This window comes from Algoriphagus sp. 10J20-15 (assembly GCF_055809615.1).
In genome coordinates, this window is sequence record NZ_JBVVUG010000003.1 from 219,380 (window position 1) to 246,183 (window position 26,804).

21 protein-coding genes, 5 pseudogenes and 1 riboswitch are annotated in these 26,804 nt (G+C 39.4%); of the genes and pseudogenes, 3 read left to right on the forward strand and 23 right to left on the reverse strand.

Going from position 1 to position 26,804, the window contains the following annotated elements; genetic code table 11:
- Positions 1–132: 132 nt before the first annotated feature.
- Entirely contained in the window at positions 133–1,875 is a 1,743-nt protein-coding gene (locus tag AC0L6R_RS01440) for a DUF7133 domain-containing protein (protein WP_473269593.1), read from the forward strand.
- On the forward strand, positions 1,865–3,553 hold the full coding sequence (locus AC0L6R_RS01445; RefSeq protein WP_473269596.1) for a HEAT repeat domain-containing protein: 1,689 nt from the start codon (positions 1,865–1,867) through the stop codon (positions 3,551–3,553). Before AC0L6R_RS01440 ends, AC0L6R_RS01445 begins: the two co-directional genes overlap by 11 nt.
- A gap of 500 nt (positions 3,554–4,053) precedes the next feature.
- Here AC0L6R_RS01445 and AC0L6R_RS01450 read toward each other — a convergent pair whose 3' ends face one another.
- The 9 genes and pseudogenes from AC0L6R_RS01450 to AC0L6R_RS01490 all read right to left on the reverse strand — a co-directional run bounded on the left by AC0L6R_RS01450 (position 4,054) and on the right by AC0L6R_RS01490 (position 12,811).
- Entirely contained in the window at positions 4,054–7,020 is a 2,967-nt protein-coding gene (locus AC0L6R_RS01450) for a TonB-dependent receptor domain-containing protein (RefSeq protein ID WP_473269598.1), read from the reverse strand.
- 322 nt (positions 7,021–7,342) lie between these two features.
- Entirely contained in the window at positions 7,343–7,681 is a 339-nt protein-coding gene (gene gldC, locus AC0L6R_RS01455) for a gliding motility protein GldC (RefSeq protein ID WP_283413324.1), read from the reverse strand.
- A 93-nt stretch (positions 7,682–7,774) separates the two neighbouring features.
- Positions 7,775–8,433 (reverse strand): annotated as a pseudogene (locus AC0L6R_RS01460) (3-oxoacid CoA-transferase subunit B).
- Positions 8,434–8,487: 54 nt separating this feature from the next.
- On the reverse strand, positions 8,488–9,183 hold the full coding sequence (locus tag AC0L6R_RS01465; RefSeq protein WP_473269601.1) for a CoA transferase subunit A: 696 nt from the start codon (positions 9,181–9,183) through the stop codon (positions 8,488–8,490).
- A gap of 11 nt (positions 9,184–9,194) precedes the next feature.
- A complete protein-coding gene (locus tag AC0L6R_RS01470) occupies positions 9,195–10,118 on the reverse strand; it encodes a bifunctional riboflavin kinase/FAD synthetase (protein ID WP_473269602.1) in 924 nt (307 codons plus the stop codon).
- 88 nt (positions 10,119–10,206) lie between these two features.
- Positions 10,207–10,896: a tRNA pseudouridine(55) synthase TruB gene (gene truB / locus AC0L6R_RS01475; protein WP_473269603.1), complete on the reverse strand. Its 690-nt coding sequence runs from the start codon at positions 10,894–10,896 to the stop codon at positions 10,207–10,209.
- Position 10,897: 1 nt separating this feature from the next.
- Positions 10,898–11,693: pseudogene (locus AC0L6R_RS01480) on the reverse strand (undecaprenyl-diphosphate phosphatase).
- Positions 11,694–11,702: 9 nt separating this feature from the next.
- The gene (locus tag AC0L6R_RS01485; protein WP_283413330.1) at positions 11,703–11,915 is read right to left on the reverse strand and encodes a DUF3098 domain-containing protein; all 213 of its coding nucleotides are present in this window, start codon (positions 11,913–11,915) and stop codon (positions 11,703–11,705) included.
- A 4-nt stretch (positions 11,916–11,919) separates the two neighbouring features.
- Positions 11,920–12,811 (reverse strand): annotated as a pseudogene (locus AC0L6R_RS01490) (cell division protein FtsX).
- A 791-nt stretch (positions 12,812–13,602) separates the two neighbouring features.
- Between AC0L6R_RS01490 and AC0L6R_RS01495 the strand changes: the two are divergent.
- Positions 13,603–14,046, forward strand: a complete 444-nt coding sequence (locus AC0L6R_RS01495; protein WP_283413333.1) for a DUF2147 domain-containing protein — start codon at positions 13,603–13,605, stop codon at positions 14,044–14,046.
- Between the two features lie 44 nt (positions 14,047–14,090).
- Here the strand turns inward: AC0L6R_RS01495 and AC0L6R_RS01500 are convergent, their stop codons facing one another.
- From AC0L6R_RS01500 to AC0L6R_RS01565, 14 genes and pseudogenes are all read right to left on the reverse strand, one after another.
- A complete protein-coding gene (locus AC0L6R_RS01500; protein WP_473269604.1) occupies positions 14,091–15,086 on the reverse strand; it encodes a homoserine O-acetyltransferase family protein in 996 nt (331 codons plus the stop codon).
- Positions 15,087–15,157: 71 nt separating this feature from the next.
- Positions 15,158–15,451 carry a PLP-dependent transferase gene (locus AC0L6R_RS01505; RefSeq protein WP_473269605.1) on the reverse strand — a complete coding sequence of 98 codons (294 nt, stop codon included), beginning with the start codon at positions 15,449–15,451 and terminating at the stop codon, positions 15,158–15,160.
- A pseudogene (locus tag AC0L6R_RS01510) lies at positions 15,444–16,463 on the reverse strand (O-acetylhomoserine aminocarboxypropyltransferase/cysteine synthase family protein). Before AC0L6R_RS01510 ends, AC0L6R_RS01505 begins: the two are co-directional and overlap by 8 nt.
- A 167-nt stretch (positions 16,464–16,630) precedes the next feature.
- Positions 16,631–16,739, reverse strand: a riboswitch (SAM riboswitch).
- 93 nt (positions 16,740–16,832) lie between these two features.
- Positions 16,833–17,480 carry a carbonic anhydrase gene (locus AC0L6R_RS01515; RefSeq protein WP_283413336.1) on the reverse strand — a complete coding sequence of 216 codons (648 nt, stop codon included), beginning with the start codon at positions 17,478–17,480 and terminating at the stop codon, positions 16,833–16,835.
- Positions 17,477–18,127: a SulP family inorganic anion transporter gene (locus AC0L6R_RS01520; protein ID WP_473269650.1), complete on the reverse strand. Its 651-nt coding sequence runs from the start codon at positions 18,125–18,127 to the stop codon at positions 17,477–17,479. Before AC0L6R_RS01520 ends, AC0L6R_RS01515 begins: the two co-directional genes overlap by 4 nt.
- Entirely contained in the window at positions 18,088–18,372 is a 285-nt protein-coding gene (locus AC0L6R_RS01525; RefSeq protein WP_473269607.1) for a hypothetical protein, read from the reverse strand. Before AC0L6R_RS01525 ends, AC0L6R_RS01520 begins: the two co-directional genes overlap by 40 nt.
- Positions 18,373–18,383: 11 nt before the next feature.
- Entirely contained in the window at positions 18,384–19,016 is a 633-nt protein-coding gene (locus AC0L6R_RS01530; RefSeq protein ID WP_473269608.1) for a SulP family inorganic anion transporter, read from the reverse strand.
- A 110-nt stretch (positions 19,017–19,126) separates the two neighbouring features.
- Positions 19,127–20,461 carry an argininosuccinate lyase gene (gene argH / locus AC0L6R_RS01535; protein ID WP_473269611.1) on the reverse strand — a complete coding sequence of 445 codons (1,335 nt, stop codon included), beginning with the start codon at positions 20,459–20,461 and terminating at the stop codon, positions 19,127–19,129.
- Positions 20,462–20,463: 2 nt separating this feature from the next.
- Positions 20,464–21,534 (reverse strand): M20 family metallo-hydrolase, encoded by a 1,071-nt coding sequence (locus AC0L6R_RS01540; protein ID WP_473269612.1) that lies wholly within the window; start codon positions 21,532–21,534, stop codon positions 20,464–20,466.
- Positions 21,535–21,552: 18 nt separating this feature from the next.
- The gene (gene argB, locus AC0L6R_RS01545) at positions 21,553–22,353 is read right to left on the reverse strand and encodes an acetylglutamate kinase (protein ID WP_283413340.1); all 801 of its coding nucleotides are present in this window, start codon (positions 22,351–22,353) and stop codon (positions 21,553–21,555) included.
- 13 nt (positions 22,354–22,366) lie between these two features.
- The gene (locus AC0L6R_RS01550; RefSeq protein WP_473269613.1) at positions 22,367–23,338 is read right to left on the reverse strand and encodes a Rossmann-fold NAD(P)-binding domain-containing protein; all 972 of its coding nucleotides are present in this window, start codon (positions 23,336–23,338) and stop codon (positions 22,367–22,369) included.
- A 3-nt stretch (positions 23,339–23,341) separates the two neighbouring features.
- Positions 23,342–24,487, reverse strand: coding sequence for an aspartate aminotransferase family protein (locus AC0L6R_RS01555; protein WP_473269615.1), 1,146 nt, complete (start codon positions 24,485–24,487; stop codon positions 23,342–23,344).
- 157 nt (positions 24,488–24,644) lie between these two features.
- Positions 24,645–25,614: pseudogene (gene argC, locus AC0L6R_RS01560) on the reverse strand (N-acetyl-gamma-glutamyl-phosphate reductase).
- Complete coding sequence (locus tag AC0L6R_RS01565; RefSeq protein ID WP_473269617.1) at positions 25,607–26,800, reverse strand: argininosuccinate synthase; 1,194 nt, start codon at positions 26,798–26,800, stop codon at positions 25,607–25,609. Before AC0L6R_RS01565 ends, argC begins: the two are co-directional and overlap by 8 nt.
- Between the last annotated feature and the right edge of the window lie 4 nt (positions 26,801–26,804).

Consider the following 26,804-nt stretch of genomic DNA (forward strand, 5'->3'; position numbering starts at 1 on the left):
GGTTGTTAGTGGTTAAAGTGAACAAAATCCCGATCTCTGGTCGGGATTTTGTTTTATTAGCCTTTTTGATTAATGGCTTAAAAGCCATTTTTAATTTTATTACTTTCAAGATTGGAATAATAAAATTAACCTATGTCTCAACCCAAAATTAAACTTCACTACGCCAAAATACTATTGGCTGCAGCCATCCCAGTATTAATTTCTTGTAGTAAAACTGAAGAAGTTGATCTGCGGGAACGCACGTTGACTAAAGAAGAAATTGCGCCAATGGTACAAGCAGCCGAAGGTGGAATTAACGCTACATTAAGCCCAGGATTAAAGCTATCCCTTTGGGCTGTGGACTCACTTGTCTACGATCCTATTTCCATTCAGGTAACAGATGATGGAAATCTGTATTATACCCGAACCAATCGACAGAAAAATTCTGAGTTTGATATTAGAGGTCATCAAGAATGGGAAATTGAGTCAATCAGCCTTCAAACTATTGAAGATAAAAGGGCCTTTCTCCAGAAGACGCTGTCGCCAGAAATGTCTGACAAGAACACTTGGCTAGCTGATGTGAACGGTGATGGATCGCATGATTGGCGGGATATGACAGTAGAAAGAGAGGAACTTTTTAGGCTGGAAGACAAAGACGGGGATGGCTTAGCTGATTATTCGCAAATTATGGTACAGGATTTCAGTGATGTTACAAATGATGTCGCTGGTGCATTGCTAAAATTGGACGATAATCTATTTGTAGGAGTAGGACCGGATTTATGGAAACTCAGTGATAAGAATGGTGATGGAATCATGGATGAGAAAGTTTCTATTTCACATGGCTATGGTATCCACGTCGGATTTGGTGGTCATGGTATGTCAGGACTAGAAGTTGGCCCAGATGGTAGAATATATTGGGGGATTGGAGATATCGGATTCAATGGTGTTGGTCCTGATGGTACCGAATGGAAGTATCCCAATAGAGGAGTAGTGGCCAGATCAAATCCGGATGGAAGTGATTTTGAGGTTTTCGCAATGGGGGTAAGAAATACCCATGAATTTACTTTTGATGCATATAACAACCTGATTTCAGTTGATAATGATGGAGATCATCCTGGAGAAAGTGAGCGATTAGTTTATCTGGTGAACGGTTCAGATACGGGCTGGAGAACTAACTGGCAATTCGGAAAATACCGTGATCCAGATAACAATACTTATAAAGTATGGATGGATGAGAAGCTTTATATCCCAAGACATGAAGGACAGGCTGCCTATATAACTCCACCAATCCAGAATTATATCAATGGCCCGACAGGAATGGTATTTAATCCTGGAACAGCTCTGGCTGAAAAGTGGAAGAACACCTTCTTTGTGGCTTCGTTTGTTGGTAATCCTACCCGCTCTGGTATTCATGCTTTTAAACTTGAGCCTGATGGGGCTTCATTCAAAATGTCTCAAACAGAGAATATCATGTCTGGAGTGCTGGCAACTGGGCTAGACTTTGGACCTGATGGATCTTTATATTTCGCTGATTGGATTGAAGGTTGGAATACCAAAAATTACGGTCGTATATGGAAAATTGAAGACGAAGCAGGCGCGAATTGGGAAGCTAGAAAAATCACTGCTCAGGTAATGAAAACTGATTTCAAAACACTTACCGATGATGCTCTTTTTGGGTATCTAAGTGATGAGGATATGAGAATCAGGAGAAAAGCTCAATTTGAATTAGCCAAAAGAGGTGATAAAGGAATGGCTGCTTTCAAGAAGGCGATTGCTCAGAAATCGAATCAGTTTGCAAGAATCCATGGTATCGTTGGTATTAGTCAACTGGCTAGAATGGAGAAAATGGATTATGCAGATGCTCTAATCCCTCTTTTAAAGGACCATGGATGCTGAGATTCGTGCACAAGCTGCTAAGTGGCTAGGAGATATAAAATATGCTAAATCTGGTGATGTTCTTTTGCCTTTATTGACGGATCCCGAAATCAGAGTAAGATTTTTTGCTTCTGAAGCTTTAGGAAGAATAGCTTATGAACCGGCTATTAAAGGCTTGATCGGAGTATTGGAAGCCAATAATGATGAAGATGCATTTCTACGGCATGCTGCAAGTTTAGCTTTGGCACGAATCAATAAGAAGGAGCCTATTCTCGCTCTTGCATCACACCCTTCTGATGCAGTTCGTCTAGGTGCTGTTTTAGCACTACGTAGGATGGCTGATCCAGGGATTGCAACCTTCTTAGATGATAATAATGAATATATCGTCACTGAAGCTGCTAGAGCAATTAACGATGATTTTTCTATTGAAGGTGCTTTACCAGCCTTGGGAGATTTGTTAGTGACTACCAAGTTTGAAAACGAGCCGCTAATAAGAAGAGCAATAAGTGCTAACCTGAGAGTAGGTACCCAGAGAACTTTGGACAATCTGAAAGCCTACATTGCTATGCCAAATGTTAGCCCTATTCTAAAAGCTGAGGCTATTGCCGCCTTGGGTACTTGGGCTAAGCCATCGGTGCTTGATCGGGTAGATGGAAGAAATAGAGGTGAAGTGGAAAGAGATCTAGCCCCAATACAATCTTCAGTGAAAGAAACACTTATTGGTGCTTTGAATGATAAAAATGAAGACATCAGAGTTGCTAGTGTAAAAGCAATTGGGAAATTGAAGATTGCTGATGCAGAACCTAAACTAATTGCCCTGCTAAGAAATGATCAATCTGAAAATGTTCGTGTCGCGGCAATTCTTGCACTTTCTGTTGCTAACCCAAGTTCAATATCTACACCAATAGAGATTGCAATGAAAGATAATTCCAGAGCTGTCCGTGTGGTTGGATTAGATTTATTAACCAAGACAGATATTTCTCAAGATCTAATGGTAAGCTTGCTCCAAGATGTAATTCAAAATAGAACTACTGCTGAAAAGCAAGCTGCTTTGTTAAGTTTAGGAAATCTAGAAAACTCGGCTGAACTCCCACTTTGGACTACACTTTTGGATGATTTATCAAAAAATAAGTTGCCAAGTGAAGTGATGATAGAGTTAGAGGAAGCAATAGAAGAAACAGGTTCGGCTGATTTGAAAACTAAATACCAGAAGATCCAAGAAGAAAGGACTGGCGGTGACCTAGTTGCTTTATACAGCGGGGCATTGGATGGCGGTAGTGTGCGTGCCGGCAGAAATATTTTTTTCCAAAATCAAACTGCACAATGCATCCGCTGCCATGGATATGATGATATGGGTGGCGTAGCTGGTCCCCACTTGAACGGGGTCGCAAATCGTGCTACCAAGACTGAATTGCTGGAAGCATTGATCGATCCAAGTAAGCGTCTGGCTCCGGGCTATGGTTTTGTCCAACTAGAGTTGAAAGACGGTACTGTAGTTAATGGTACTTTGATGGAAGAAAAAGAAAATGGATTACTCATAAAGGTAGGAGCTAAGCCAGATACTTTAATATTGAACAGCAGTATTGCCGAGCGAATAAATTCTCCTTCAAGTATGCCTGACATGAAAGGTTTGCTGTCTAAAAGGGAAATTAGAGATTTAGTGAGTTTCTTAAGTACCTTAACTAAAGAATGGGAATAAGAAACCTTCTTATTATTAAACTACCATTAGGGATCACCACATGTGTGGGGATCCCTTTTATTTTAATGCAGTAGGTAAGTTTCAGCTTCATACTTCTGATTTCCAAGGAAAGGTCTATTAATTGAAGCAGATGGGCCAAGGAGAATAGTAACGTTTTTTCCTCGTCCCGATGACGGAGTGATCTTCGCTAATACTTTATAGAAGAGGAAGGATGCTGACTATAGAATTATATTAGTTTGCTCTCAATAGTTGTAGTGGCAGGCAAAGGAGGGAAGTACTCCAAGGTGTTTACCAGACACATTATCCGAACAGAAGAAATAAAACGTGCGGCCAGGGTAAGAGCCAATCTGGCACAATGAGAGACTTATTGCTATGTCATGATTTGATTCAAACTTTTATTCTACTAGGGTATTTGATCGTGAATAGTTTCATAAGGTAAAAAAAAGAGCTATTCCGAAATCTCGAAATAGCTCCTCATTAACTTGGGTTTTTGTTAAATCTTAATTCAAGAATTCGTCAAAAGTTAAGTTAACAAAATACATAGTTCCTATAGTCGGGTTGCCCCAAGCTTGGGTGTATCCCTTACTGAAAAGGTTGGATCCACCTACTTTGAGGATTGACTTCATGCTTTTAATTTTATAGCTCAACTGAGCATCTAATGTGCCATAAGCAGGGATTACAGATAATTGCTGGCTAGACACTCCTGGATTGACAAAAGATGACTGCCAAGCAAATTCTCCTTGCCATCTGTACGCTACTGCAAATCCTAAATTGTCGATTACTTCTCTATTTGCGAAATTCAACACATATCTGTACTCAGGAGTATTGAAGCTAGGCTGGAAGCCTGTTTCAGCTAATTCATCTAAGTTGGAAAGAGTGTTGTATGACACATTCCCACCAACGGTATATCCTTTCGCGAGTTTGTAATCTAAACTAGCTGCCCAACCCCATGATTTGATGACCTCAGTTCTGTTAACAGGCATTGAGTAAATATTTCTTCCACCTGAGCCTAGGCCTATTAAGTTTAAGCCAGTAATAGGATTTGGACCAGCAAGTCCTGCCTCAGAAGCATCCTGTACTAAAACCTGGCTACCATTGAAATTTTCGAATTTGTTGAAATAAGCATATGCATCAACCAACAGTCTGGTTCCCCAGATTCCTTTATAACCTACTTCGAAGGATTTTACTCTTTCAGGCTTGAATTCTTTGATATCATAAGGTTGCAATAGCCCAACATTAGCTTGTGCGGCTAGAAACCCAACAGTTTGTGCAATTGCAGACTCTGCTTCAGATGCTGGGATTTGTCCTGCTTGGATCTGTTGAGTGACGATAGCAATTGCCTGCTGTAAGACTGCTGGATCTTGGGCGGTTTGCTCAACTGCCGCACCATAATTGGTGACGTTTGCCAGTGTATAACCATTATTTGTGTTCAGGTTATAGCGGTTTGCTAAGAAAGGTAATCCACCGATTAACCTCGCTTGAGGGGTATTTAGATCTATGTATTGATCTTGATTGGTTGGAATACGGAAACCAGTCTGATAAGAAGCTCGGAAGTTATGATTTCCTTCAGTGAACACTCCTGAAATTCTTGGAGACCATTGGCCTGCAAAATTTTCATTTTTATCATATCTCGCAGAAGCCGTTAATTTAAATTTATCATTTAATAACTTTTTAGAGCCTTGAATGTATCCACCATATTCTTGGATGTTGTATTCCTCACCGTTTTCAGTCAGGGCAAAAATTGTCCCATTCGAGTTCAGATCATAAATTCTATAGTTAGCTCCTACAACAAACTCAGCAAACTTGATTTGATCAGTAAAATTATATGAACCCTCAAAATGGTACAGATTGCTGCTGTCTACGAACTTAGCGCCAACTCCATTTTGATCACCGGGAATAGGTCTTGAAGTAACTGCCTTGAGTGCATTGTTAAACTCAGCAGTTCCCGGCATGTATCTACCTTGATCTGCGAAAGCTCTAGCTGCTTGATGTGCCTGGGCTGCTGGCATGCCAGCACCTACCGCCTGAGCGTAAGCTCCTACGTATTCTGGAAACCATTGAGTACTTGCTTTCCACGCTTCATTAATTCCTTGAGCTGCTGTACCTACCGCAAATGCATCACCAGATCTTTCTTGAGTTGTATAAGCTCTTAAATACCAATTAGAAGCTCTTAGTTCGGCCTTATATTGACCCATCGTGAAATCTTTCAGTGAATATCGGTCTGCGCCAGTATAAACTGTTGTACCAAAACCTAAATTACCCTGAAGTACAGCTTCGATATTATCGTTGATTCTGTAATGCAGAGCAGCATTTAGCTTTACTGATTTAGTACCATAGTCGGCGATGTCTCTCTCCATATAACCTGTTCTTGAAACTGCAGTGCTTGGTATAAGCCCTAAAGCAGCTTGTGGAAGTGCTCCAACTGCAACCATGGACTGGGCTACAGAAAACATGTTTACGTTGGTTTCATCTCCATAGACATTTACGCCATTGTAGGCTGGATTATTTAGTGTATTTCCACTTTCAATAGTAGAGCCATTCAATAAGGATTGATCTCTGAAGTCATTTGCTTGCCAATCATCAGCTTTCAGATATTCAAAATTCAACTTAAAGGCAAACTTATCGCTTATCGCTTTTGCATATCTAGCGCTGAAGTTATAAAAGCCAGTTGATGGTGTTGATCTACTACTTTCGTCCATTATCCCTGTCTTCACGCTGGCAGATAGTCCTTGATACAGGAATGGGCTTTTTGAATTCATTAATAATATTCCATTGATAGCATTTGGACCATAAAGCGCAGAAGAAGCACCAGGAAGGAGCTCAACACTTTCAAGGTCTAATTCTGAGATCCCCACTATGTTGCCTACAGAAAAATTCAATCCTGGGGCTTGGTTATCCATTCCATCGATTAACTGGACAGTTCTCACATTTCCATTTGCATTAAATCCTCGGGTATTGAATGATTTAAATAGGAGAGACTGTGTACTCATTTCTACGCCTTTCAAATTATTAATTGCATCGTAGAAACTCGCTTGTGGGGCATCACGGATTGCGATGATATCCATTTTCTCAATAGAAACAGGTGATTGTAATACACCTTCCTCAACTCTGGAAGCAGAAACAACTACTTCCTGTCCAAGGATGGCAGTTTCTTCGAGTTGGATATTTACAGTGGATTGTGCTGATGAAATATCAACTTCCTGCGTATTGTATCCTACCATAGAGAAAACCAAGGTTAATGGAGGATCTTGATTTACATTCAGAGAATACTTACCTGAAAGGTCAGAAATTGTTCCAATTACCTTTCCTTTTACCAAGATATTGACACCAACGAGGGTCTCTTGGGTATCTGCATCTGTTATGGTACCAGAGACTATTGTCTGAGCAATAGCGGAACCAAATGAAAGGGAAACCAAGAGTGCCGACAAGAACACTATTGTCCTGGCTTTAATTGTAAAATTGCTCATAGGCTATTCTATTTATTGTTGTGGGTTTATGAATTAAGGGTGCTAATTCATTAAGTAGAACGCGAAAATTACCCTAATAAATGAATAATTGATATAAAATATTCAGAATTTGATGTGAATCAAAAATTGTGAAATAGTGTTAAATCTGGAAACTGAGTCATCCAATTAAAAATCTAAAAATTATTATTGACTTTATTGTTAATACTTAAACTACTCACCTGTTTTGTTAGAAATTCAAAAATGGATTTTTTTTTACCTCTCAAAATAAAAAATAAAAAAACCCAGACATCTGCTGGGTTTTTCAATTCGGAATTGGGCTTCCTTACTGACTTTTATTCTCCTCATTAACATGCTTAACCAAGCGATCACATAGGTCCTTTATTTCTTCAGACATGTATTCGTCAGCAGTACTATTCAATATAGTTTGTGCCATTCCTCCTAAGATGTCTATATAAAAACGCTTCATTTCTACCACTGACATTTCTTCAGTCCACAAATCTATGCGAAGTGTACTGTGATTTTGATTGTCCCACACATTTAGGCTAATGCTTTTAGTGTCTTCAAGGCCATTGCCTTCTTTATCGGAAGCGTCCCATTTGATTGTCTTTGGAAAGCTGTTTTCGTCTAAATCTACTTCGAACTTAATGTCTGATTTTTTCATAATATGTTTTGATTCTTTTAGAATCCCGTGTTGATTTTACAAAATTAATCAGGTTAACTTCATGAGTGCATCTGGAGTTCATTTTTACTGCTTTTATTCAAAAATCATCTCAGGAATATCTCCCTGAACTATTAATTTACCTGCAGTTTTCATCTTGATTTCTTCTACAGAAACTCCAGGAGCCTTTCTTTAAGTATAAAGCCTCCATCTTCTGACACTTCCAAAACTGCTAAATCGGTTACAACTTTTTTAACGCAGCGTATACCAGTGATTGGAAGAGTACATTCTGAAAGTAATTTGGATTCTCCAGTTCGAGAACAATGCTGCATAGCGACAATAATATTATCAGCAGAGGCGACTAGGTCCATTGCTCCACCCATTCCTTTAACCATCTTCCCTGGAATCTTCCAATTGGCAATATCTCCATTTTCGGAAACTTCCATAGCGCCAAGGATCGTCAAGTGAACATGCCCGCCCCTAATCATAGCGAAAGATTCTGCTGAATTGAAAAGGGCAGAGCCTTTTGCCATGGTAACGGTCTGCTTGCCTGCATTGATCAGGTCTGGATCGATTTGCTCTTCGGTAGGGAAAGGTCCAATTCCCAATAAGCCATTTTCAGACTGTAGCACTACTTCCAATTTCTCCGGAATGTAATTAGCTACGAGTGTGGGGATTCCTATTCCTAAATTTATGTATTGCCCATTCTTCACTTCTTTTGCGATTCTTTGGGCTATTTGATCTTTTGTAAGCATTTTAGGTTTGTTTTAGGGCTCTGGGTAATTTCGAGAAGGTAAACTTTAAGAAAGCTATTTTGAGACTGTTCTTTGCTCAATTCTCTTTTCGTAATCTTTTCCCTGAAAAATACGCTGAACGTATATACCAGGAGTATGAATCTCATTCGGATTGAGTTCACCGGCTTCTACAAGTTCTTCCACTTCCGCGATACAAATCTTTCCGGCAGCAGCCATCATAGGATTAAAATTTCTCGCTGTTCCTTTAAAAATTAAATTCCCTGCTGTATCACCTTTCCAAGCTTTCACAATAGAGAAATCTGCTTTCAACCAGCTTTCCAGCAAGTACATTTTTCCTTCAAATTCCCGGATTTCTTTTCCTTCTGCTACTTCAGTTCCCACTCCAGCGGGGGTGAAAAATGCGGGGATTCCTGCTCCTCCTGCACGGACACGTTCTGCTAGAGTGCCCTGGGGTATTAAATCCACTTCTAATTCGCCACTGAGTAATTGTCGCTCGAACTCAGCATTTTCTCCCACATAGCTTGAGATCATTTTCTTTACCATGTGTTTTTTGAGAAGAAGCCCGATTCCAAAATCATCCACTCCAGCATTGTTTGATACAATAGTCAAACCAGAAATATCTCTTTGTAAAAGAGCTGAAATACAGTTTTCCGGTATGCCTGTCAAGCCAAAACCTCCCATCATCAGCATACAGTTGCTGGGGATATCTGCTACTGCTTCACGTGCATTCTTTACAGTTTTGTTGATCATATATTTTGGGTTTATAGTAAGTTCTTGGCATTTCTCTGATCTAGAAAAAGTTGTTGTTTTAAAGCTTCCAATCCATCAAATTTCTTCTCTTCGCGAAGGAATGCTTTAATATAAATAGTGATTTGTTTGTCATACAAATCGCCCTGAAAATCGAAAAGGTTAGCTTCAACAGTTTTTTTTGTTCCATTCACTGTAGGTCGATTTCCAATATTAAGCATGGCTTTGTAAAGTGATCCATTAACCACAGCCTCTACAGCATAAACGCCATCTTTGGGGATAAGTTTGTAATCATTTGGTATATGGATATTGGCAGTAGGAAAGCCTATGGATCGGCCAATCTGCTGTCCTTTGATTACTAAACCATTTAATTCATAAGGTCTGCCTAAGTAATTAATAGCGGTAGCTACATCACTAGTCTCTAAGGCATGTCTGATTTTAGTACTGGAAACACCGATGTCTTCTACATCCTTTCTTGATATTTCCTCCAAATCAAACCCGTACTGTTTATGATGAGCTTTTAGGTATTCGAAGCTCCCTTCACGGTTTTTTCCAAATCTATGATCATATCCGATTACTAGTTTTTTGGTTTGAATAGTATCTATAAGTACTGATTCGATAAAATCTTGAGAACTCAGCTGGGAAAATTCTTTAGTAAAAGGTATTGTGACTAAATGGTCAATTCCAAATTGCCGAAGCAGCTTTGCTTTCTCTTCAAATGTGCTTAATAGTCTAAGATTATGCTCGTTAGGATAAAGTACTAGCCTAGGGTGAGGCCAAAAAGTAATCAGAACAGTTTCGCCGTTGACAGAGCGTGCCAACTCACGGATTCGGTGAAGGATTTTCTGATGCCCAAGGTGCACTCCATCAAACGTCCCACTTGTTACTACAGCATTGGAGAGCTTCGGGAAATCACTTAAACCTTCATATATTTTCATGAGTTTATTATTATTTACCTAGGGTCACATCGTATCTAATAATTAATTATTCATCTCTCGTCGATGTTCTACGTCGCGCCTGTTAACGTCAGGCAGGCTCACTTCCCGTTGTTCTCGCTTTGATTTCTTCTATCAAAGATAAAAGGTCATGTGCTTCAGACAGCTTGAAGTTACCGATTCTGGTTCTGCAAAGCGAACTCATGTATGCTCCTACGTTTAATTTCTCACCAAGATCCCTAGCCAAACTCCGGATATAGGTTCCTTTAGAGCAAACTATTCTAAACTCTACAACGGGGTTTTCAAACTTCGTAATTTCAAATACACTTACACTCACAGGACGTGGATCCATTTTCACTTCTTTGCCTTTCCTTGCTGATTCATATACACGCTTCCCATCTACTTTAATGGCTGAGTGCATAGGAGGGATTTGCATTATGTCACCTGTAAGTTCTTTTACAGCAACTTTTACTTGATCTATGGTGATGTGTGATGGATCTGCAACGGGGATAATGGGTTGCTCAAGATCAAATGAATCTGTTGTAGCCCCAATTACAAAAGTCCCGGTGTATTCCTTTTCCTGCCCCATAAAAGAATCGATTTGCTTAGTCATTTTGCCTGCGCAAACGATAAGTAAACCAGTTGCCAAGGGATCAAGTGTGCCGGCATGACCCACTTTTTTGATTTTCAGAGCATTCCGAACTTTTCTGACAACATCAAAAGAGGTCCATTCTATAGGTTTGTCTATTAAAAATACTTCTCCGTAAGGTTGGTCTTGCATTCTATAAATATAATCCAGCGATAATTGCTATCACACCTACAATCAGGCAGTAGATAGAAAAATAGCTGAGTTTACTGTTTTTCACTAATTTAATCATCCAAGTGCAAGCAATAATTCCAGCTACAAAAGCAGCTACAAATCCTGCACTCAGGTACCCAATCCCTTCAGTTTCCAGAGAAAGTCCACCATCCAGAATATCCTTAGCTATTTTTCCCAAAATTAAGGGGACAACCATCAGGAATGAGAATCTAGCTGCTTTACCTTTATCAATACCCAAAAGAACAGATGTTGATATGGTCGCTCCAGTATCGGGAAATGCCAGGTAGAATTGCGATAGCTTGAGAAATTCCAATTATGAGTGCCTGGCCGAATGTCACCGGTTGGTTGGTGAATTTTGCTTTGTCTGCCAAATAGAGCAGTATTGCAGTCAATACAAGCATACAACCTACAAAGACAATTTGACCCTCAAATAAAGTCTCCAATTCCTCTGCGAAAACCACCCCGACAATGGCAGCAGGGATCATGGATAATACAATTTTAGATACAAATTGTGTTTCCTCGTTCCATTGAAATTTGAACAATCCCTTTAGGATTTCGGCTATGTCCTTTCGGAAAACCACAATCGTACTTAATGCGGTGGCAAAATGAACAACAACTGTAAACATCAGGCCTTCAGCCGGCATTTTACTTTCTCCAAGAATTGCTTTACCTAATTCTAAATGACCGCTTGAGGATACAGGCAAAAACTCGGTCAAACCTTGAATGATTCCAAGGATAATCGCATCAATTATTTCCACGCTTACTTTTTATTTATTACTCTCTGTTTTGGCAAAAATCGCGTAAAACTCAAAAATAAATCCAGCTAGCGTTACGATTGGACCGATGGTTAAACCTAAAACGCCATTTCCATGAGGATCACTATCAAGCCCAATAATGATAAATCCTAAAATTATTAATCCAATACCGATAAACATCAGCTTGTAGTTTTTGCGGGAAAATGGGAAGGATGATTTGCTCATTATCTTAATAAAGTTCGTCCAAAGACATATTTAAATACTTATTTACAGCTCGCAAGGTACTTAGTACAGATAGAATTCCGCCGACAGTTATTAAAATTCCGAATAGGATTAATAACAATTGCTGGTTTTGGAGCATGGCAAACCCTTCAATATTGGCTTGAGTGTATTTCACCAAGCCAAATAAAATGACGGATGCAAATCCTCCTGCCATCAACCCAAATAAAAATGCTCGTGATAAAAATGGCTTTCTTATAAATCCTCTGGTAGCTCCAACTAATTGCATTGAGCGAATCAGGAAACGCTGAGAAAATAAAGCCAACCGTATGGTATTATTGATCAACATCACGACAGTGATAATCAAAATCAATATAAAACCACCCATTACTAAGCTTACTTTCAGTAGGTTTTTGTTGATGGAATCTACTAAATCTGTCATGTAAGAAACCTCAAATACACCTGGAATAGTCTGTATTTCTGCTACAATAGCTTCCAATTGCTCTGAAGTCTGAAATTCTTCTGCAATTGTTAACACAAAGCTGTCTCGAAGTGGATTGTCTTCTAAGAATTTGGTGAAGTCTTCTCCCGTACTTTCAATAAATGTCGCTGCAGCTTCCTCATCAGATACAAACTTTAAATTCAGAGTATCGCCTTTTTGAAGGATAAATGAGCGTTTTGATAAGTTATCGCTTATGGCATCAAGTTCTTCTTGCTCCAGATTTTTCTCCAAAAACACCTGAACTTCGATATTCTCCCGGATCATACTTGTCAGTGTTTTTGCCTGAATCAAAATCACTCCGAAAAGACCTACTATAAAAAGTGACAGGGTAGTGCTAAATAGAACACTTCCGAAATTTGAAATGCCCTAGTGTCTTTTTCTTTCTTGGATAATTGGCCATAAATTATGATTTCTGTCTCAAAAGTAACCTTCCCCAAGGATATTGCCAATCTATTCTCGAGAAAGGATTTTAATCACTTTTTCTCCACTTATTCCAAAAATTTGATCTTTTGGTTTTCTCTTCACTAAAGCAAGACCTGTGAAGCTACCAAATGCCGGAAGTATTAGTTGATTTTCACTCAAATGAAAACAAGAGATTCTGATCGACTGTCTTCCCTTTCCACGTAGGAGAGAACTCCAGGGTGTATGTGTCCGCAGAGGTTTAATTTACCTTCTGGGATTTGAGCAGCAGGTTCGTGTGTGAGAAATAAATTCCCCAGATCGACTGGTTTTTCGTGAATCTTAAATAAGGATTGTCTGTAAGCAATTGGTGAAAGAACATCATGATTTCCTTTAATCAGATGAAAATTAGTTTCTCAAAAATTTGAAAGAAAGTTAGTTAACAGATCCCATTGCTCATTCCACTCACTGTGAAATAAATCACCTAAAATGTAAAAATCAGTTGGAGAATACTTTTCAATTAGCATCTTAATCCCCTGTAAATCATTTATATGCACTGGTTCTGGTATAGGAATCCCCGATTTACGAAAATGAGAGGCTTTGCCAAAATGAACATCTGCAATGAGTAAAGTTGAGCTCTCCTCAATCCAAATTGCTTTCCCAGGGGAGTAAATGAAGGACAGTACCAGAAAAGGAAATACTCGGATGCATGAATACTTGGGTATGGTTTTAGGGTATAACTGGATAAATTCAAAACTTAGCTCAATTATAAGTTTACCAAACCAATTTTTTATGAAAACTTGTCAATACGCTTCAATGATCGTTTTATTAATCCTTTTAGGAAACGAAAGTGTACGCGCTCAATCCAAATCAAAAATAATAGGAGTGTGGTTCAATACTGAAAAGACAGCTCAGATTGAAATTATGGAAAATGAAAATGAAATGATTGGTAAACTGGTTTGGATCCAACATGAAGAGGGAAATCCGGAACCATTTACTGATATAGTAAATTCTGACACTAGCCTAAGAAATCGGCCTCTGATGGGACTCACGATTTTGAAGGGCTTAAAATATAAAAATGGAATATGGTCTGAAGGCGAAATATATGATCCAGAATCAGGATTGAGCTATACTTGTGAACTACAGCTTAAAAAGAAAGATATTCTTGAAGTCAAAGGATTCTTAGGAGATTCCTGGGTGAGTCGAACCGTAGAATGGAATAGAGTAAAAAAATAAGGCAGAGATTTCTGCCTTATTTTTTTTCTAATTACTTAATCCTATTAATTCTTCTGCTGCAGATAAAACGACTTCAGAATATAAGAAAGTTGCTCAAATTCAATCAGGAAAGCATCGTGACCAGCTGTTGAGGTGATTTCCTTGTATGTACCTTTTTTCACCTTTTGACTGATGTATTGTGATTCCTCTGGTAGAAAAAGCAAGTCAGAGTCAACTCCAATTGCCAATACATTAGCTTCAATATTGCCCAGAGCCTGCTCCAAGCCACCACGATTTCTCCCCAAATCATGGGAATCCATGGTTTTGCTCAGAGTCCAGTAGGAGAGTGCGTTAAAACGCTTAGCTAACTTTTGACCTTGGTAACGGAGATATGAAGAAGCGCGATAATTATCCAATTTATTTTCCGGGTCTGCCTGCTTTGTAGCTAGATCATTCGGATGTCTGTAAGTGAGCATCGCGATAGCCCTTGCCGTTTCCATCCCTTTTTGTCCCGCTTCTTCATTACATTCACCCCAAGTGCAATCCGATTCTATCGCCATACGTTGGGTTTCATTAAAGCCAATCACCCAAGGTCTAGATTTGGAGGTAGACGCAAGAATAATTGCATTCTTAAGCTTTCTTCCTAATTCATAAGCCCATTCAAGTCCAACCTGTCCGCCTAAAGACCCGCCGATCAGAGTATGAATGGTTTCTATTTTCAAGTAAATCCTTAAGCGTTCCAGACCTTGCGCGACGTCCCGCGTGGTCATTTGAGGAAAATCGTAATAATAGGGTTTACCGGTTTGGGGATTCTCACTGAATGGCTGAGTGGAGCCATAGCAAGATCCTAGAAGATTTGCACAGATGATAAAATGATTTGCAGGATCAAAGAATTTATCTTCTCCTATCAAACCATTCCACCATTCTGAAGCATTTGAATCTCCGGTAAGCGCATGAATGACCGAAATCACATTTGATTTATCAGAATTTAACTGCCCATAGGTGGTATAGCCAAGATCAAATTCTGGGAGAACTTCACCTGATTCCAGATGTAGAGGCAAACTAGAATGAAATATTTCCTGGGTCTACTGGTAATTCGAAGCGTACTGACTTTTAAGATTCATTTGTTGGTTTAGATTTTATCGAATGCTTGTTGCAAATCCGACTTGATATCTTCTATGTGTTCGATTCCACAGGAGATTCTTAGTAAGGAAGGCGTAACACCTGCAGCAAGCTGTTCTTCATCTGATAATTGCTGATGCGTAGTTGCGGATGGTTGAATTATTAGGGTTTTAGCATCGCCCACATTGGCTAGGTGTGAGATTAATTCCAGGTTATTAATCAATGCAGAAGCTTGCTCTTTATCACCTTTCAGTTCAAAACTCAAAACACCTCCAAAACCATTTCTCAAGTATTTTTTAGCCAAATCGTGGTAAGGCGAAGAGGTAATCCAACTGGTAGTTAACTTTTTGTACAGATGGATGTGATTCCAGCCACTTAGCCAAAGCCAAGGTATTATCAACTGTTTTTTGGACTCTTAAAGAGAGCGTCTCTATCCCTTGAAGTAATTGGAAAGAATTGAAAGGACTGATTGCTGGACCAAAATCACGAAGTCCTTCTACTCGGGCTCGTATTGCAAATGCAATATTTGGTAATCCTAAAGGGTTGTTTTCACCAAAAACCTCCCAGAAATTTAAGCCATGATATCCTTCAGAAGGCTCAGAGAACTGTTTAAATTTGCCATTCCCCCAATTAAAATTCCCCGCGTCAACAATAACTCCTCCAATTGAGGTGCCGTGTCCACCAATCCATTTGGTCGCAGAAGAGGTGACAATATTAGCTCCATGAGCTATAGGCTGGCATAAAAAACCGCCAGCTCCAAAAGTATTATCAACCACCAAAGGGATATCGTGCTTTTTAGCTACTGCAGCAATAGACTCGAAATCAGGAATATTAAACTCAGGATTTCCTATAGTCTCCAGATAGATTGCCTTTGTGTTTTCATCAATTAAAGCTTCAAAATCTTCCGGAGATTTACCTTTTGCAAATCTTGCATCCATTCCGATTCGTTTAAAAGCAACTTTAAACTGATTGAATGTTCCTCCGTACAGAAATGGGCTAGAAACGAAGTTATCGCCTACCTCCATGATATTATTTAACGCTAAGAATTGTGCTGCTTGCCCAGAACTTGTCGCTACCGCAGCCACGCCACCTTCCAAAGTGGCAATTCTCTTTTCAAAGACATCTGTGGTAGGATTCTGATCCTAGTATAGATATTGCCAAATTGCCTTTAGTCCGAACAGGTTGGCGCCATGCTCAGCTGAATTGAAGACATAGGATGTCGTTTGATAAATAGGAACAGCACGAGAGTTAGTTGTAGGGTCAGGTTCTTGACCAGCATGAACTTGCAATGTGTCGAAGTGAAGATTTTTAGACATGATATTAAGGATTTATGGTTTGAAAAATTATGTACATTAAAATGCCAACATCGAAATATTTCGAAATTGGCGAAAATGAGTCAACACATAAATAAAGCTAAGCGCTTTATCAAGGTTAACGTTGAAATAGAAATTTGTGGGGAGTATCCTGAGTGCATTGTGATATGAACTTATAGTTCCAAAAGAGAATAGCTCTTTTGGCAGGAATTGGCACCTTGGACTTTCCAGGTTGCCAGAGGGTCAATGAGCCTGTCTCTCGCCTCTTCTTTATAAATCCGAGCACTTAAAAAGTGAAAGGATGATGCAAATAAAGGGTCAGCGATTAAGAAATCAAAATTTTTTCTCTTCGCTGACCAAAAAACTTGAAGTTTATTTATCTAATTCCTCAGCGTCAAATCTAAAGATTGGATTGATACTGTTAAGATCAGGTTCGATATTGACCAGTTCATTTACCAAACCATCTTTTAGACCATAGGCCCATCCATGGATTGTTGGTGCATTTCTTGATTTCCAAGCTTTCTGAATAGTAGATGTTTTGATTAAATCTTGGCATTGTTCGATCACATTCAACTCTACTAATTTATTCACTTTATCCTCATGCACTTCAATAGCATCGATCTCCTTCTGGTAAGTTTTATAAACTTCCTTGATATTTAGTAGCCATTTGTTGATAATTCCATAGCTCTTATTCCCTAATGCGGCGTCAATTCCACCACAACCATAATGGCCACAAACAATAATGTGCTCTACTTTGAGAACTACAACTGCGTATTCCAATACACTAAGTAGGTTAACATCCGTATGAACAACCATATTTGCGATGTTGCGGTGTACAAAGATCTCACCTGGGTCTGTACCTGTAATTTGATTAGCTGGAACTCGACTATCAGAACATCCAATCCAAAGGAATTTAGGCGATTGCTGCTTTTCTAGTCTTCCAAAAAAATTCGCATCAGCCAACTTCTGATCTGCTGACCATGCCTTATTTTGTATCAAGAGTTTTTCGTACGGGTTCATATTGTTTCGTGAATTTTATATTGATATCCTTCTATTGTTACACTTATGTTTTTGTCTGGACATGAGGCAATGAAGTCATTTAGAACTTCCTGTATGTCGTGGTCTATAAATTGTGATTTTTGAGCATTAATTATCAGTTTGGAGCCAGAAGGGACTCTTTCCAATAACTTCATCAATAATGCTTTATTCAAAAACGACACGTCTTTTTGAAGCTTTAGTAAATAGTTACCATTCAACTCGGTCAAGGTTACAGCGCGAATGAAATTTGTCTTCACTACGAAAAACAACCCAAAGACCATCCCTATACCAATTCCCACCAAAAGGTCAGTAAATAAAATAGCAACGACAGTTACGATAAATGGAATAAATTGATCCAAGCCATTTCTATAGATATTTATAAATATAGCTGGCTTGGCGAGTTTGTATCCTACGACAAATAAGACAGCTGCCAAACAGCTCAGCGGGATCAAATTTAAAGTTGTAGGTATGGCTAATACTAAAATCATTAACAATACACCATGCAAGATTGCAGATAACTTGGTTTTTGCTCCAGTAGCGATGTTAGCTGAACTCCTTACAATTACTGCAGTGATTGGTAAACCTCCAATTAATCCCGAAACAGTGTTTCCGACACCCTGTGAAATAATTCTTGGCTAGGCGGACTGGTTCTTTTCATTGGATCAAGCTTATCAGCAGCATCTATACTGAGGAGAGTTTCAAGGCTTCCTATTATTGCAATGGTCAAAGCCACTATCCAAAAGGTGCTTTCGCCTATCATTGAGAAATCAGGAAATGTAAGCAAATTACCAATTTCTCCTAAATCGTTTAACACAGGAATACTCACTAAATGCTCTCCGCCTAATTGCCATTCAGGCTTCCAAATGCCATACAAATAATTTATTATTATTCCGGAGATAACTGCCCATAATGCTCCAGGACAAATCCGAAAATTTTATGATTTTTAAGTTTTGGTTTCTCGAAAGCAATTAAAATTGCTAAACCTACTAATACAATAGGGATAGCTCCGAAGCTACTGTATTTGAAAGCATACCAAATCTCAGAAAATGTATTGTGATCATCTGCTTGTAAAAACGCTTGATCTCCCATCAAATCCACATCGTAGCCAAGAGCATGCGGGATCTGCTTTAAAATCAAAATTAAACCTATTGCAGTAAGCATTCCTTTGATTACAGAGTGTGGAAAGTAATAGCCAATTACCCCAGCTTTTGCTAGTCCTAGTCCAACCTGAATTAATCCTGCTATTACGAGTGTGCCAAGAAAGAGTGGTAGGCTACCCATGCTGTTGATAGAATCAAGTACGATTACTGTCAATCCTGCGGCAGGGCCACTCACGCTTACATTAGAACCAGAAAGACTCCCTATCACTATTCCCCCGACTATGCCAGCAATTAGACCTGACATTGGTGGTGCACCACTTGCAACAGCAATCCCCAAACAAAGTGGCAAAGCGACCAAGAAAACCACTAAACTGGCTTTCAAATCATATTTGAGATTACTACCAAAAAGGTTATTCATTTTATAGGGTTTGTGGGTATCTGGAAAAAGAATTTTGTTCTATACTTCGCCTAAAAATAAATTATTGTATCGATTCATTCTAATTTATCATATAAAAACTGTCAAAAGACTTATTTTAAAAGATTTTCGATGGTTTGCTGAACGGAATTGAAATTAAACTGTTCCACTGCCATTTTCATTTTTGTCTCGATTTCTTGAAGGTTCAAATTTCCAATACTTCCTTCATGAGAGTGATTCAACTTGGTTTGGTCTGGGGCAAAATTATCGGATTCTATATCCATCCCCACTTGCTTGTAGGCATCTCTAAAAGGTGTTCCTTTCAATACCAAGTCATTTACTACCTCGACAGAAAATAAGTGTTTGTAAAATGGATCGGATAAAATATTCTCTTTCACCTTGATAGACTTTAGCATAAAAGTGGTCATGCTCAAACAGGATTTTAGACTTTCCAAAGCAGGGAAAATTTCTTCCTTAAGTAATTGCAAATCTCTACTATATCCAGTCGTTGTGTTAGTCAAAATCATCGAAACTGCATTCGGAACTGACTGAATCTGATTCGTTTTTGCCCGTATCAACTCAAAAACATCAGGATTCTTTTTATGAGGCATGATACTACTACCAGTAGTCAAATCATCCGGGAATTTTATGAAGGCAAAATGCTGATTCATGAAAATACATACATCAGAAGCCATTCTATTCAGTGTGCCAGCCATTCCAGCCATTGCAAAAGACAATGTGCGCTCAGTTTTTCCTCTACTATTTTGGGCATTGAGCACGTTGTGGTGAAGATCAGCAAAACCTAACAGCTTCGTTGTCATTGTTCTATTCAATGGAAAACTGGAACCATATCCTGCGGCAGAACCCAGCGGGTTTTTATTAGCCAGATCATAAGCAGCTTTCAGCAAACCCAAATCTTCTGATAAGCCTTCGGCAAAAGAACTAAACCAAAGTCCGAAAGAGGAAGGCATCGCAAGTTGCGTATGAGTATAACCTGGCATCAGATCGCGCTTATGCTTTTCCGCTAGCTTTATCAATAAATCAAAAAGCTCAATACTTTCTTCCACTACTCCATGGATAGCTGCCCGGTAATAGAGTTTTAGATCTACAAGAACCTGATCATTTCGGCTTCTTCCACTATGAAGTTTCTTACCAACATCTCCAAAACGTTCAGTAAGTAGAAATTCCACCTGAGAATGAACATCTTCTACACCTGGTGCTATTTCAAACTGACCTTTTTCAATTTCGAAGAATATGTCTTTCAGTCCACGCTGCAGAATTTCATTTTCCTCTGTGGTTAGAAGACCAATAGTGGATAGCATCTCTGCATGAGCCATAGATCCAAGAACATCAAAAGGTGCCAAAAGTATATCAAATTCAGGATCGCGGCCAATAGTGAAGGATTCCACTTCCTTTTTGCTTCCTGTTTCTTTTTGCCAAAGTTTCATTTCTAATTAGTTTGAGTAAGCTTAGCAGCATAGCTTTCAAGGATCTTGATATAGCCTTCTATGCCTTCTTGAATTTCGTTCAAATAAATATATTCATCTGCAGAATGTGACCTAGCTGAATCACCAGGGCCAATTTTGACAGATGGGTAGGGGATTAAAGCCTGATCTGAAAGAGTAGGACTTCCGTAGGTTTTGAGGCCAAGTTGCTCGCCAACTTTCAAAATCAAATGACCTTCCGGTACATGAGAAGACTGGAGTCTGAGGGATCGTGGAGTAAGTTCAGCATTAAGCGATGCTTTTAATTCCTCGAGTGCTTCTTCCAAAGAATAAGCATCAGTCACTCGAACATCCAATACAAATTCGCAAAGATCAGGAACTACATTATGCTGCTGCCCAGAATGAATAACCGTGGCAGACACCTTCGTCTTACCCAGAAACTGGGAAACCTTTTTAAATTCAAAATCTTTGATTTTTTGCAAGTCATCCAACGCCAAATAAATAGCATTTACCCCTTCTTCTCTAGCGGCATGTCCTGCTTTCCCATAGACTTTTGCATCAATTACCATTAGGCCTTTTTCTGCAACTGCCATATCCATCAAGGTAGGTTCTCCTACGATTGCCAATTCACAGGGTGGAAGTTGATCAATCACTGAAGCAATTCCATTTTTACCAGAAATTTCCTCCTCAGCGGAAGCGATCATGATTAGGTTAAATGGAAGGTCTTGTTCATAGAAATGCGAAAAAGCTGCCATTAAGCTTACCAAAGGGCCTCCAGCATCATTACTTCCAAGACCGTAAAGTTTACCATCTTCAAGAATTGCCAGAAAGGGATCTTTGGTATAGCCTGCGTTTGGTTTTACGGTGTCGTGATGGGAATTCAGCCAGATCGTAGGCTTATTTTTATCAAAGGTATTGGCAAAAGCCCAGATGTTATTTCCAGATTTGTGAACTTCAATATCTCTAGCTGTGAAAAATTCTTCAATAACTTCAGCAGTGGAGCTTTCTTCCTTCGAATAGGATGGAATCTCTATTAATCGAGTAAGAAGTTCAACTGCACTATCGTATAATTCCATTCTTACCTAAGATTTTTATTAATAAAGATCATAACGACTTCTCTCGATAGTCGTCCCCGAAAGTTTACCCTTAGCAGCCAAATGCAAGTTTTCAGCTTTCCCGATCCAAACATGATTTACACCTTTTTGTAAGGCTTCAAAAGCATTATCCAATTTTGGGATCATACCTGAGTGAATCACATTTTCCTTGCGTAGTTCCTCGTAAATATCCTCATTAATAAGCGGAATGATAGAATTTTCATTTTTCTCGTCAATCAAAACTCCGCTTTTATTGAAGCAGAAATACAAATTGACCTGATGTTCTTTTGCCAAGCTGGTGGCTAGAGCAGAGGCGATGCTATCGGCGTTGGTGTTGAGCAATTGGCCTTTTGCATCATGGGTGATTGCATTTACTACAGGAAGCAAATCTCCTGAAAGTAAATGATCAATCAACTTGGTATTAACTTCCTGTATATCACCTACAAATCCATAGTCAATCCCTTTAACTGGGCGTTTGATAGATCGGATAATATTACCGTCAGCTCCGCACATTCCAATAGCATTAACCTTGAGCGCCTGAAGTTTAGCGACAATATTTTTGTTGATTAGACCCGCGTAAACCATCGTCACTACATCCAAGGTTTCCTGATCAGTGATCCTTCTTCCGTCTACCATTTCAGGCATTACACCCAGAGATTCTCCAAATCGGGAAGCCATTACTCCGCCTCCATGAACGAGTATTTTATGTCCGGGAAATTTGGCAAAAAGGGCTAAAAATTCATCTAGTTTTTCAGGAAAGTCGATGACGTTACCTCCGATTTTAATAATACTTATTTTCATTGGGTGTAAGTCTTTATTTGTTTCCTAGCAGATGGCTAATTGCCGCCTGAGCGGCGAAAATTCTGTTTTTTGCTTGCTGTTGAACCAAAGATCGAGGACCATCAAGAATTTCATCGGACAGTTCAAGATTTCTTCTCACAGGGAGGCAATGCATTACTTTAGCATTTTTGGCATTTTCAAAGTGATATTCGGTAAGCATCCAAGAAGCATCTGTGGACAGAATCTTACCATAATCATTAAAAGAGGACCAATTTTTAACATACACAAAATCAGCGTCTTCTAAAGCTTTACTTTGATTATATTCTATAGTTGCGCCTTTAGTAAACTCCTCGTCCAACTCATATCCTGTAGGATGGGTAATAGTCAAATCATGATCCATACCAAGAGTCCATTCTGCAAAGGAATTTGCTACTGCATGAGGAATTGCTTTGATGTGTGGGCCCCAAGTCAAAACAACCTTTGGTTTGGTTTTTTTAGACCAATTTTCTCTGATCGTAATCTGATCAGCCAAACTTTGAAGAGGGTGACGAGTGGCTGATTCAAGACTTACTACAGGAACTCCAGAATACTTCACAAACTGAGAAAAGGTGAAATCACTCATGTCTTCCTCTTTATTTGTCAAAGAAGGGAAAGCACGAATAGCCAAGATATCAAAATAGGAGCCTAAAACTGCTGCTGCATCCTTAATATGCTCCACAGTGCCGCGATTCATTACTGCACCTTCCTGCATCTCCAATGCCCAACCTTCCTTATCCATATTTAACACAATAGGCTCCATTCCCAAGTTAATAGCTGCTAACTGCGTGGATACACGCGTTCTCAGGGATGGATTTAAGAAAATACATCCTATGCGTTTTCCTTCACCTTTCGCCTTATCAAGGGCTGGGTTTGCCTTATATGCTAAAGCTTGTTCAATTAATTGGTTTCCTAATTCGAAGGATTCAAATTTTGTAAAGTGCTGTAGTGGCTGGATAATATTGGCCATTAGTTAACTGGTAGGGGATTGACTTAAGATTTCTTTTAATGCGGATATAAACGAATTTAATTGATTCCACTCGATATTTAAAGGAGGCAGGAGTCTTATCGTATTCTTTCCTGCGGCACTTCCTGTGAACATGTGGTATTTCTTCACTAATTCAGATCGTACCGGTCCCGCTTCACGGTCAAGATCGATACCGATCATTAAGCCTGTGCCGCGAATAGCAGTGATTCCAGGGATTCCTTTCAATTCGGTTAAAAGCTTTTCACCAAGCGTTGTGGCATTTTCGAGAAGGTTTTCTTTTTCAATAACTTCCACTACTGCTAGGCCAGCTGCACATGCGAGATGATTGCCTCCAAAAGTGGTTCCAAGAAGTCCGTATGTAGCTTTGAAAGCTGGAGAAATCAAGATCCCACCGATAGGAAAACCATTTCCCATTCCTTTTGCCATGCTGATGATATCGGGACTAATTCCATCTACCAATTGATGTGCAAAGAATTTGCCTGTACGACCAAAACCTGACTGGACTTCGTCCAAAATCAATTTTGCCTCATATTTTTTGGCAAGTGAAGCTAAGCCCTGAAGAAATTCTGCATTTGGAACTTGAATTCCATTTACACCTTGTATGCCTTCGATGATTATCCCAGCTATTTCATTTGATTTCAAAGCCTCTTCTACAGCCTCTAAATCTTCCCAAGGAATGATATGAAAATCCTCACGTGCATTGCAAGGAGCAACGATTTTTGGATTGTCTGTCAGAGCGACAGCACCAGATGTTCTTCCGTGAAAACTTCCAGAAAATGCTATAAAGCCAGATTTTCCAGTTGCAAAAGATGCGAGCTTAATTGCATTCTCGTTTGCTTCAGCGCCGGAATTACAAAGGAAAAGCTCATACTCAGGATAACCTGAAAGAACACCCAATTTTTCAGCATATTCCTTTTGAATTGGAATCTGCACTGAGTTTGAATAAAAAGCGATTTGATCCAACTGATCTTTAATACGCTGCACGTAGTGTGGATGTGTGTGACCAATGGAAATCACGGCGTGACCTCCATAGAGATCTATATATTCTTGTCCTTTTTCGTCCCAAAGTTTTGCTCCATCAGCCTTTGCTATGGTCACCGGGATCAGGGGATATACATCGAATAATTTCATGAGGATTTACGATTGACGAAATACGATTTAAGGCTTTGTTTAGAACTTCGTAAATCAATTTCTAGGTTGGAGAATAATGAATGTTAAATGAGAAATGATGAATAATAAAGTATCACTTATCAAATCTTGAATCTTGTGTCTAACGTCTATTATCTAATCAGAACGCTATACTTTTTAGATTCAAGCCCATCCTCTCCTCAAGTCCAAACGCCAAGTTGTAATTCTGAACTGCCTGTCCTGAAGCTCCTTTAAGCAAGTTGTCAATAGCAGAATAAATCACCAATTGACCCGCTTCTTTCTGCACGTAAACAATCGCTTTATTTGTGTTCACTGCTTGCTTCATGTCGATGTCGTTGTCAGAAACATGTGTAAATGCAGCATCTTTATAGAATTCCTTGTAAGCTGCTACAGCTTCTTCCTGAGTTCCTTCGAATGGGAAATAAGCTGTAATCCAGATACCTCTAGGGAAATTCCCACGATATGGAACAAATAGAATCTCAGAAGAAAAGCTTGTATTTAGCTGCTTGAAAGTCTGGTTTATTTCCTTTAGATGCTGATGCGTAAAAAGCTTATAGACAGACATATTTGAAGATCTATAGCTGAAATGAGATGTCTCAGCAAGTTTCTTCCCAGCACCTGTACTTCCAGTGATTCCAGAGATCTGAATTGTGCTTTTCACCCAGCCTTTTGCGATAGCTGGAAGCAATGCTAGTTGTATTCCAGTGGCAAAGCAGCCTGTGATTAGCGATCTTCTTTGCGTTTTTGATTTTTGCAGCATTTACTTCAGGAAGACCATACGTAAAGCCATTCGACTCGTCGCGGAAATCAGTGGACAAATCGATCAAAACTGTCTCAGAGGAAAAGGAGTGTTGCTCTAAAAATCCTTTGGTCTGACCATGTGGCAAACCCAAGAAAACAGCATCAATTCCTTCGGTTTGAACTTCATCTGTGAAAACTAGATCACAATCTCCGATTAGATCCGGATGAACCTCTGACACTTTTTTGCCCTTTTGGCTATTGCTATGTACGTAGACCAATTCGCAAACAGGATGATGAACTAGCAGACGAAGTAATTCGCCTCCCGTATATCCTGCCGCGCCTATGATCGCTGTTTTGATTTTAGTCATTGTCAGAGTTTACCTTATGGAAAATCGATGTTTGGTTACCCAAAATTCTGGTGAAACCTTTCACGTCTTCAGCAGTATAGCCTTTGTTCATTTCACCATAGCTGCCAAACTTGTTGGACATCAGGTCATGGTCAGAAGTGATTCCGAGTAAAGTAAAACGGTAAGGCTGAAGGAGAACACGAACGTTACCAGTCACGAAAGTCTGAGTGCTTTCCATGAATTCTTCCAAGTTTCTCATCACTGGATCTAAGTAATGACCTTCATGTAGGTGATTACCGTAGAATTCAGCTAATTGATTTTTCCAGAAAAGCTGCCACTTCGTAAGTGTGTGCTTCTCTAGCAACTGATGACCTTTGATAATGATCAGAGGTGCAGCAGCTTCAAATCCTACGCGGCCTTTGATACCGATAATTGTATCACCAACGTGAATGTCACGTCCGATTCCATAAGGAGCTGCCAAAGCTTGAAGTGATTGGATGGCTTCAATAGAATCATCGAATTGTTTTCCATCAACACCCTTAAGTTCACCTTTTTCAAATGACAATATTACTTCAAGAGGCTCTATTGCTGTAGCTTTAGTAGGCCAAGCTTCTTCTGGAAGATAATCTGAAGAGGTTAGTGTCTCTTTTCCTCCTACAGAAGTCCCCCAAATGCCTTTATTGATTGAGTAAGCAGCTTTCTCAAAATTCATTGATACACCATGCTTTTTCAAATAGTCAATTTCCTCAGCGCGGCTCAATTTCAAGTCACGGATTGGAGTGATGATCTCTATGTCTGGAACAATCGTTTGGAAAATCATATCAAAACGAACCTGATCATTTCCTGCTCCTGTAGAACCATGAGCGACTGCTTTTGCACCGATCGACTTGGCATATTCAGCTAGAGATTTTGCCTGAAGAATTCGCTCGGCTGATACAGAAAGGGGATAGGTTTGGTTTTTCAGCACATTACCATAAACCAAATACTTGATCACCTCATTATAATAGGTGTCCATTACATGGAGAATCTTAAAAGAAGCTACGCCTAAGCCTTTCGCCCTTTCTTCAATATCTTTCAATTCTTCCTCGGAAAATCCGCCAGTGTTCACTAAAACTGCATGCACTTCATAACCGAGTTCTTTGGAAAGATGCAAGGCACAAAATGTGGTATCCAAGCCTCCACTGTAGGCTAATACTATTTTCTTCATTGTT

Excerpts from the sequence above, each read along its gene's own strand:
- AC0L6R_RS01445 (WP_473269596.1), top strand. The coding sequence starts at position 1,865 with ATGGATGCTGAGATTCGTGCACAAGCTGCTAAGTGGCTAGGAGATATA.
- AC0L6R_RS01515 (WP_283413336.1), bottom strand. The coding sequence starts at position 17,480 with ATGAACCCGTACGAAAAACTCTTGATACAAAATAAGGCATGGTCAGCA.
- AC0L6R_RS01550 (WP_473269613.1), bottom strand. The coding sequence starts at position 23,338 with ATGGCCAATATTATCCAGCCACTACAGCACTTTACAAAATTTGAATCC.
- argB (WP_283413340.1), bottom strand. The coding sequence starts at position 22,353 with ATGAAAATAAGTATTATTAAAATCGGAGGTAACGTCATCGACTTTCCT.
- AC0L6R_RS01465 (WP_473269601.1), bottom strand. The coding sequence starts at position 9,183 with ATGATCAACAAAACTGTAAAGAATGCACGTGAAGCAGTAGCAGATATC.
- AC0L6R_RS01495 (WP_283413333.1), top strand. The coding sequence starts at position 13,603 with ATGAAAACTTGTCAATACGCTTCAATGATCGTTTTATTAATCCTTTTA.
- gldC (WP_283413324.1), bottom strand. The coding sequence starts at position 7,681 with ATGAAAAAATCAGACATTAAGTTCGAAGTAGATTTAGACGAAAACAGC.
- AC0L6R_RS01540 (WP_473269612.1), bottom strand. The coding sequence starts at position 21,534 with ATGGAATTATACGATAGTGCAGTTGAACTTCTTACTCGATTAATAGAG.
- AC0L6R_RS01485 (WP_283413330.1), bottom strand. The coding sequence starts at position 11,915 with ATGAGCAAATCATCCTTCCCATTTTCCCGCAAAAACTACAAGCTGATG.
- AC0L6R_RS01530 (WP_473269608.1), bottom strand. The coding sequence starts at position 19,016 with ATGAATAACCTTTTTGGTAGTAATCTCAAATATGATTTGAAAGCCAGT.
- AC0L6R_RS01470 (WP_473269602.1), bottom strand. The coding sequence starts at position 10,118 with ATGAAAATATATGAAGGTTTAAGTGATTTCCCGAAGCTCTCCAATGCT.
- AC0L6R_RS01555 (WP_473269615.1), bottom strand. The coding sequence starts at position 24,487 with ATGAAATTATTCGATGTATATCCCCTGATCCCGGTGACCATAGCAAAG.
- AC0L6R_RS01440 (WP_473269593.1), top strand. The coding sequence starts at position 133 with ATGTCTCAACCCAAAATTAAACTTCACTACGCCAAAATACTATTGGCT.
- argH (WP_473269611.1), bottom strand. The coding sequence starts at position 20,461 with ATGAAACTTTGGCAAAAAGAAACAGGAAGCAAAAAGGAAGTGGAATCC.
- AC0L6R_RS01450 (WP_473269598.1), bottom strand. The coding sequence starts at position 7,020 with ATGAGCAATTTTACAATTAAAGCCAGGACAATAGTGTTCTTGTCGGCA.
- AC0L6R_RS01565 (WP_473269617.1), bottom strand. The coding sequence starts at position 26,800 with ATGAAGAAAATAGTATTAGCCTACAGTGGAGGCTTGGATACCACATTT.
- truB (WP_473269603.1), bottom strand. The coding sequence starts at position 10,896 with ATGCAAGACCAACCTTACGGAGAAGTATTTTTAATAGACAAACCTATA.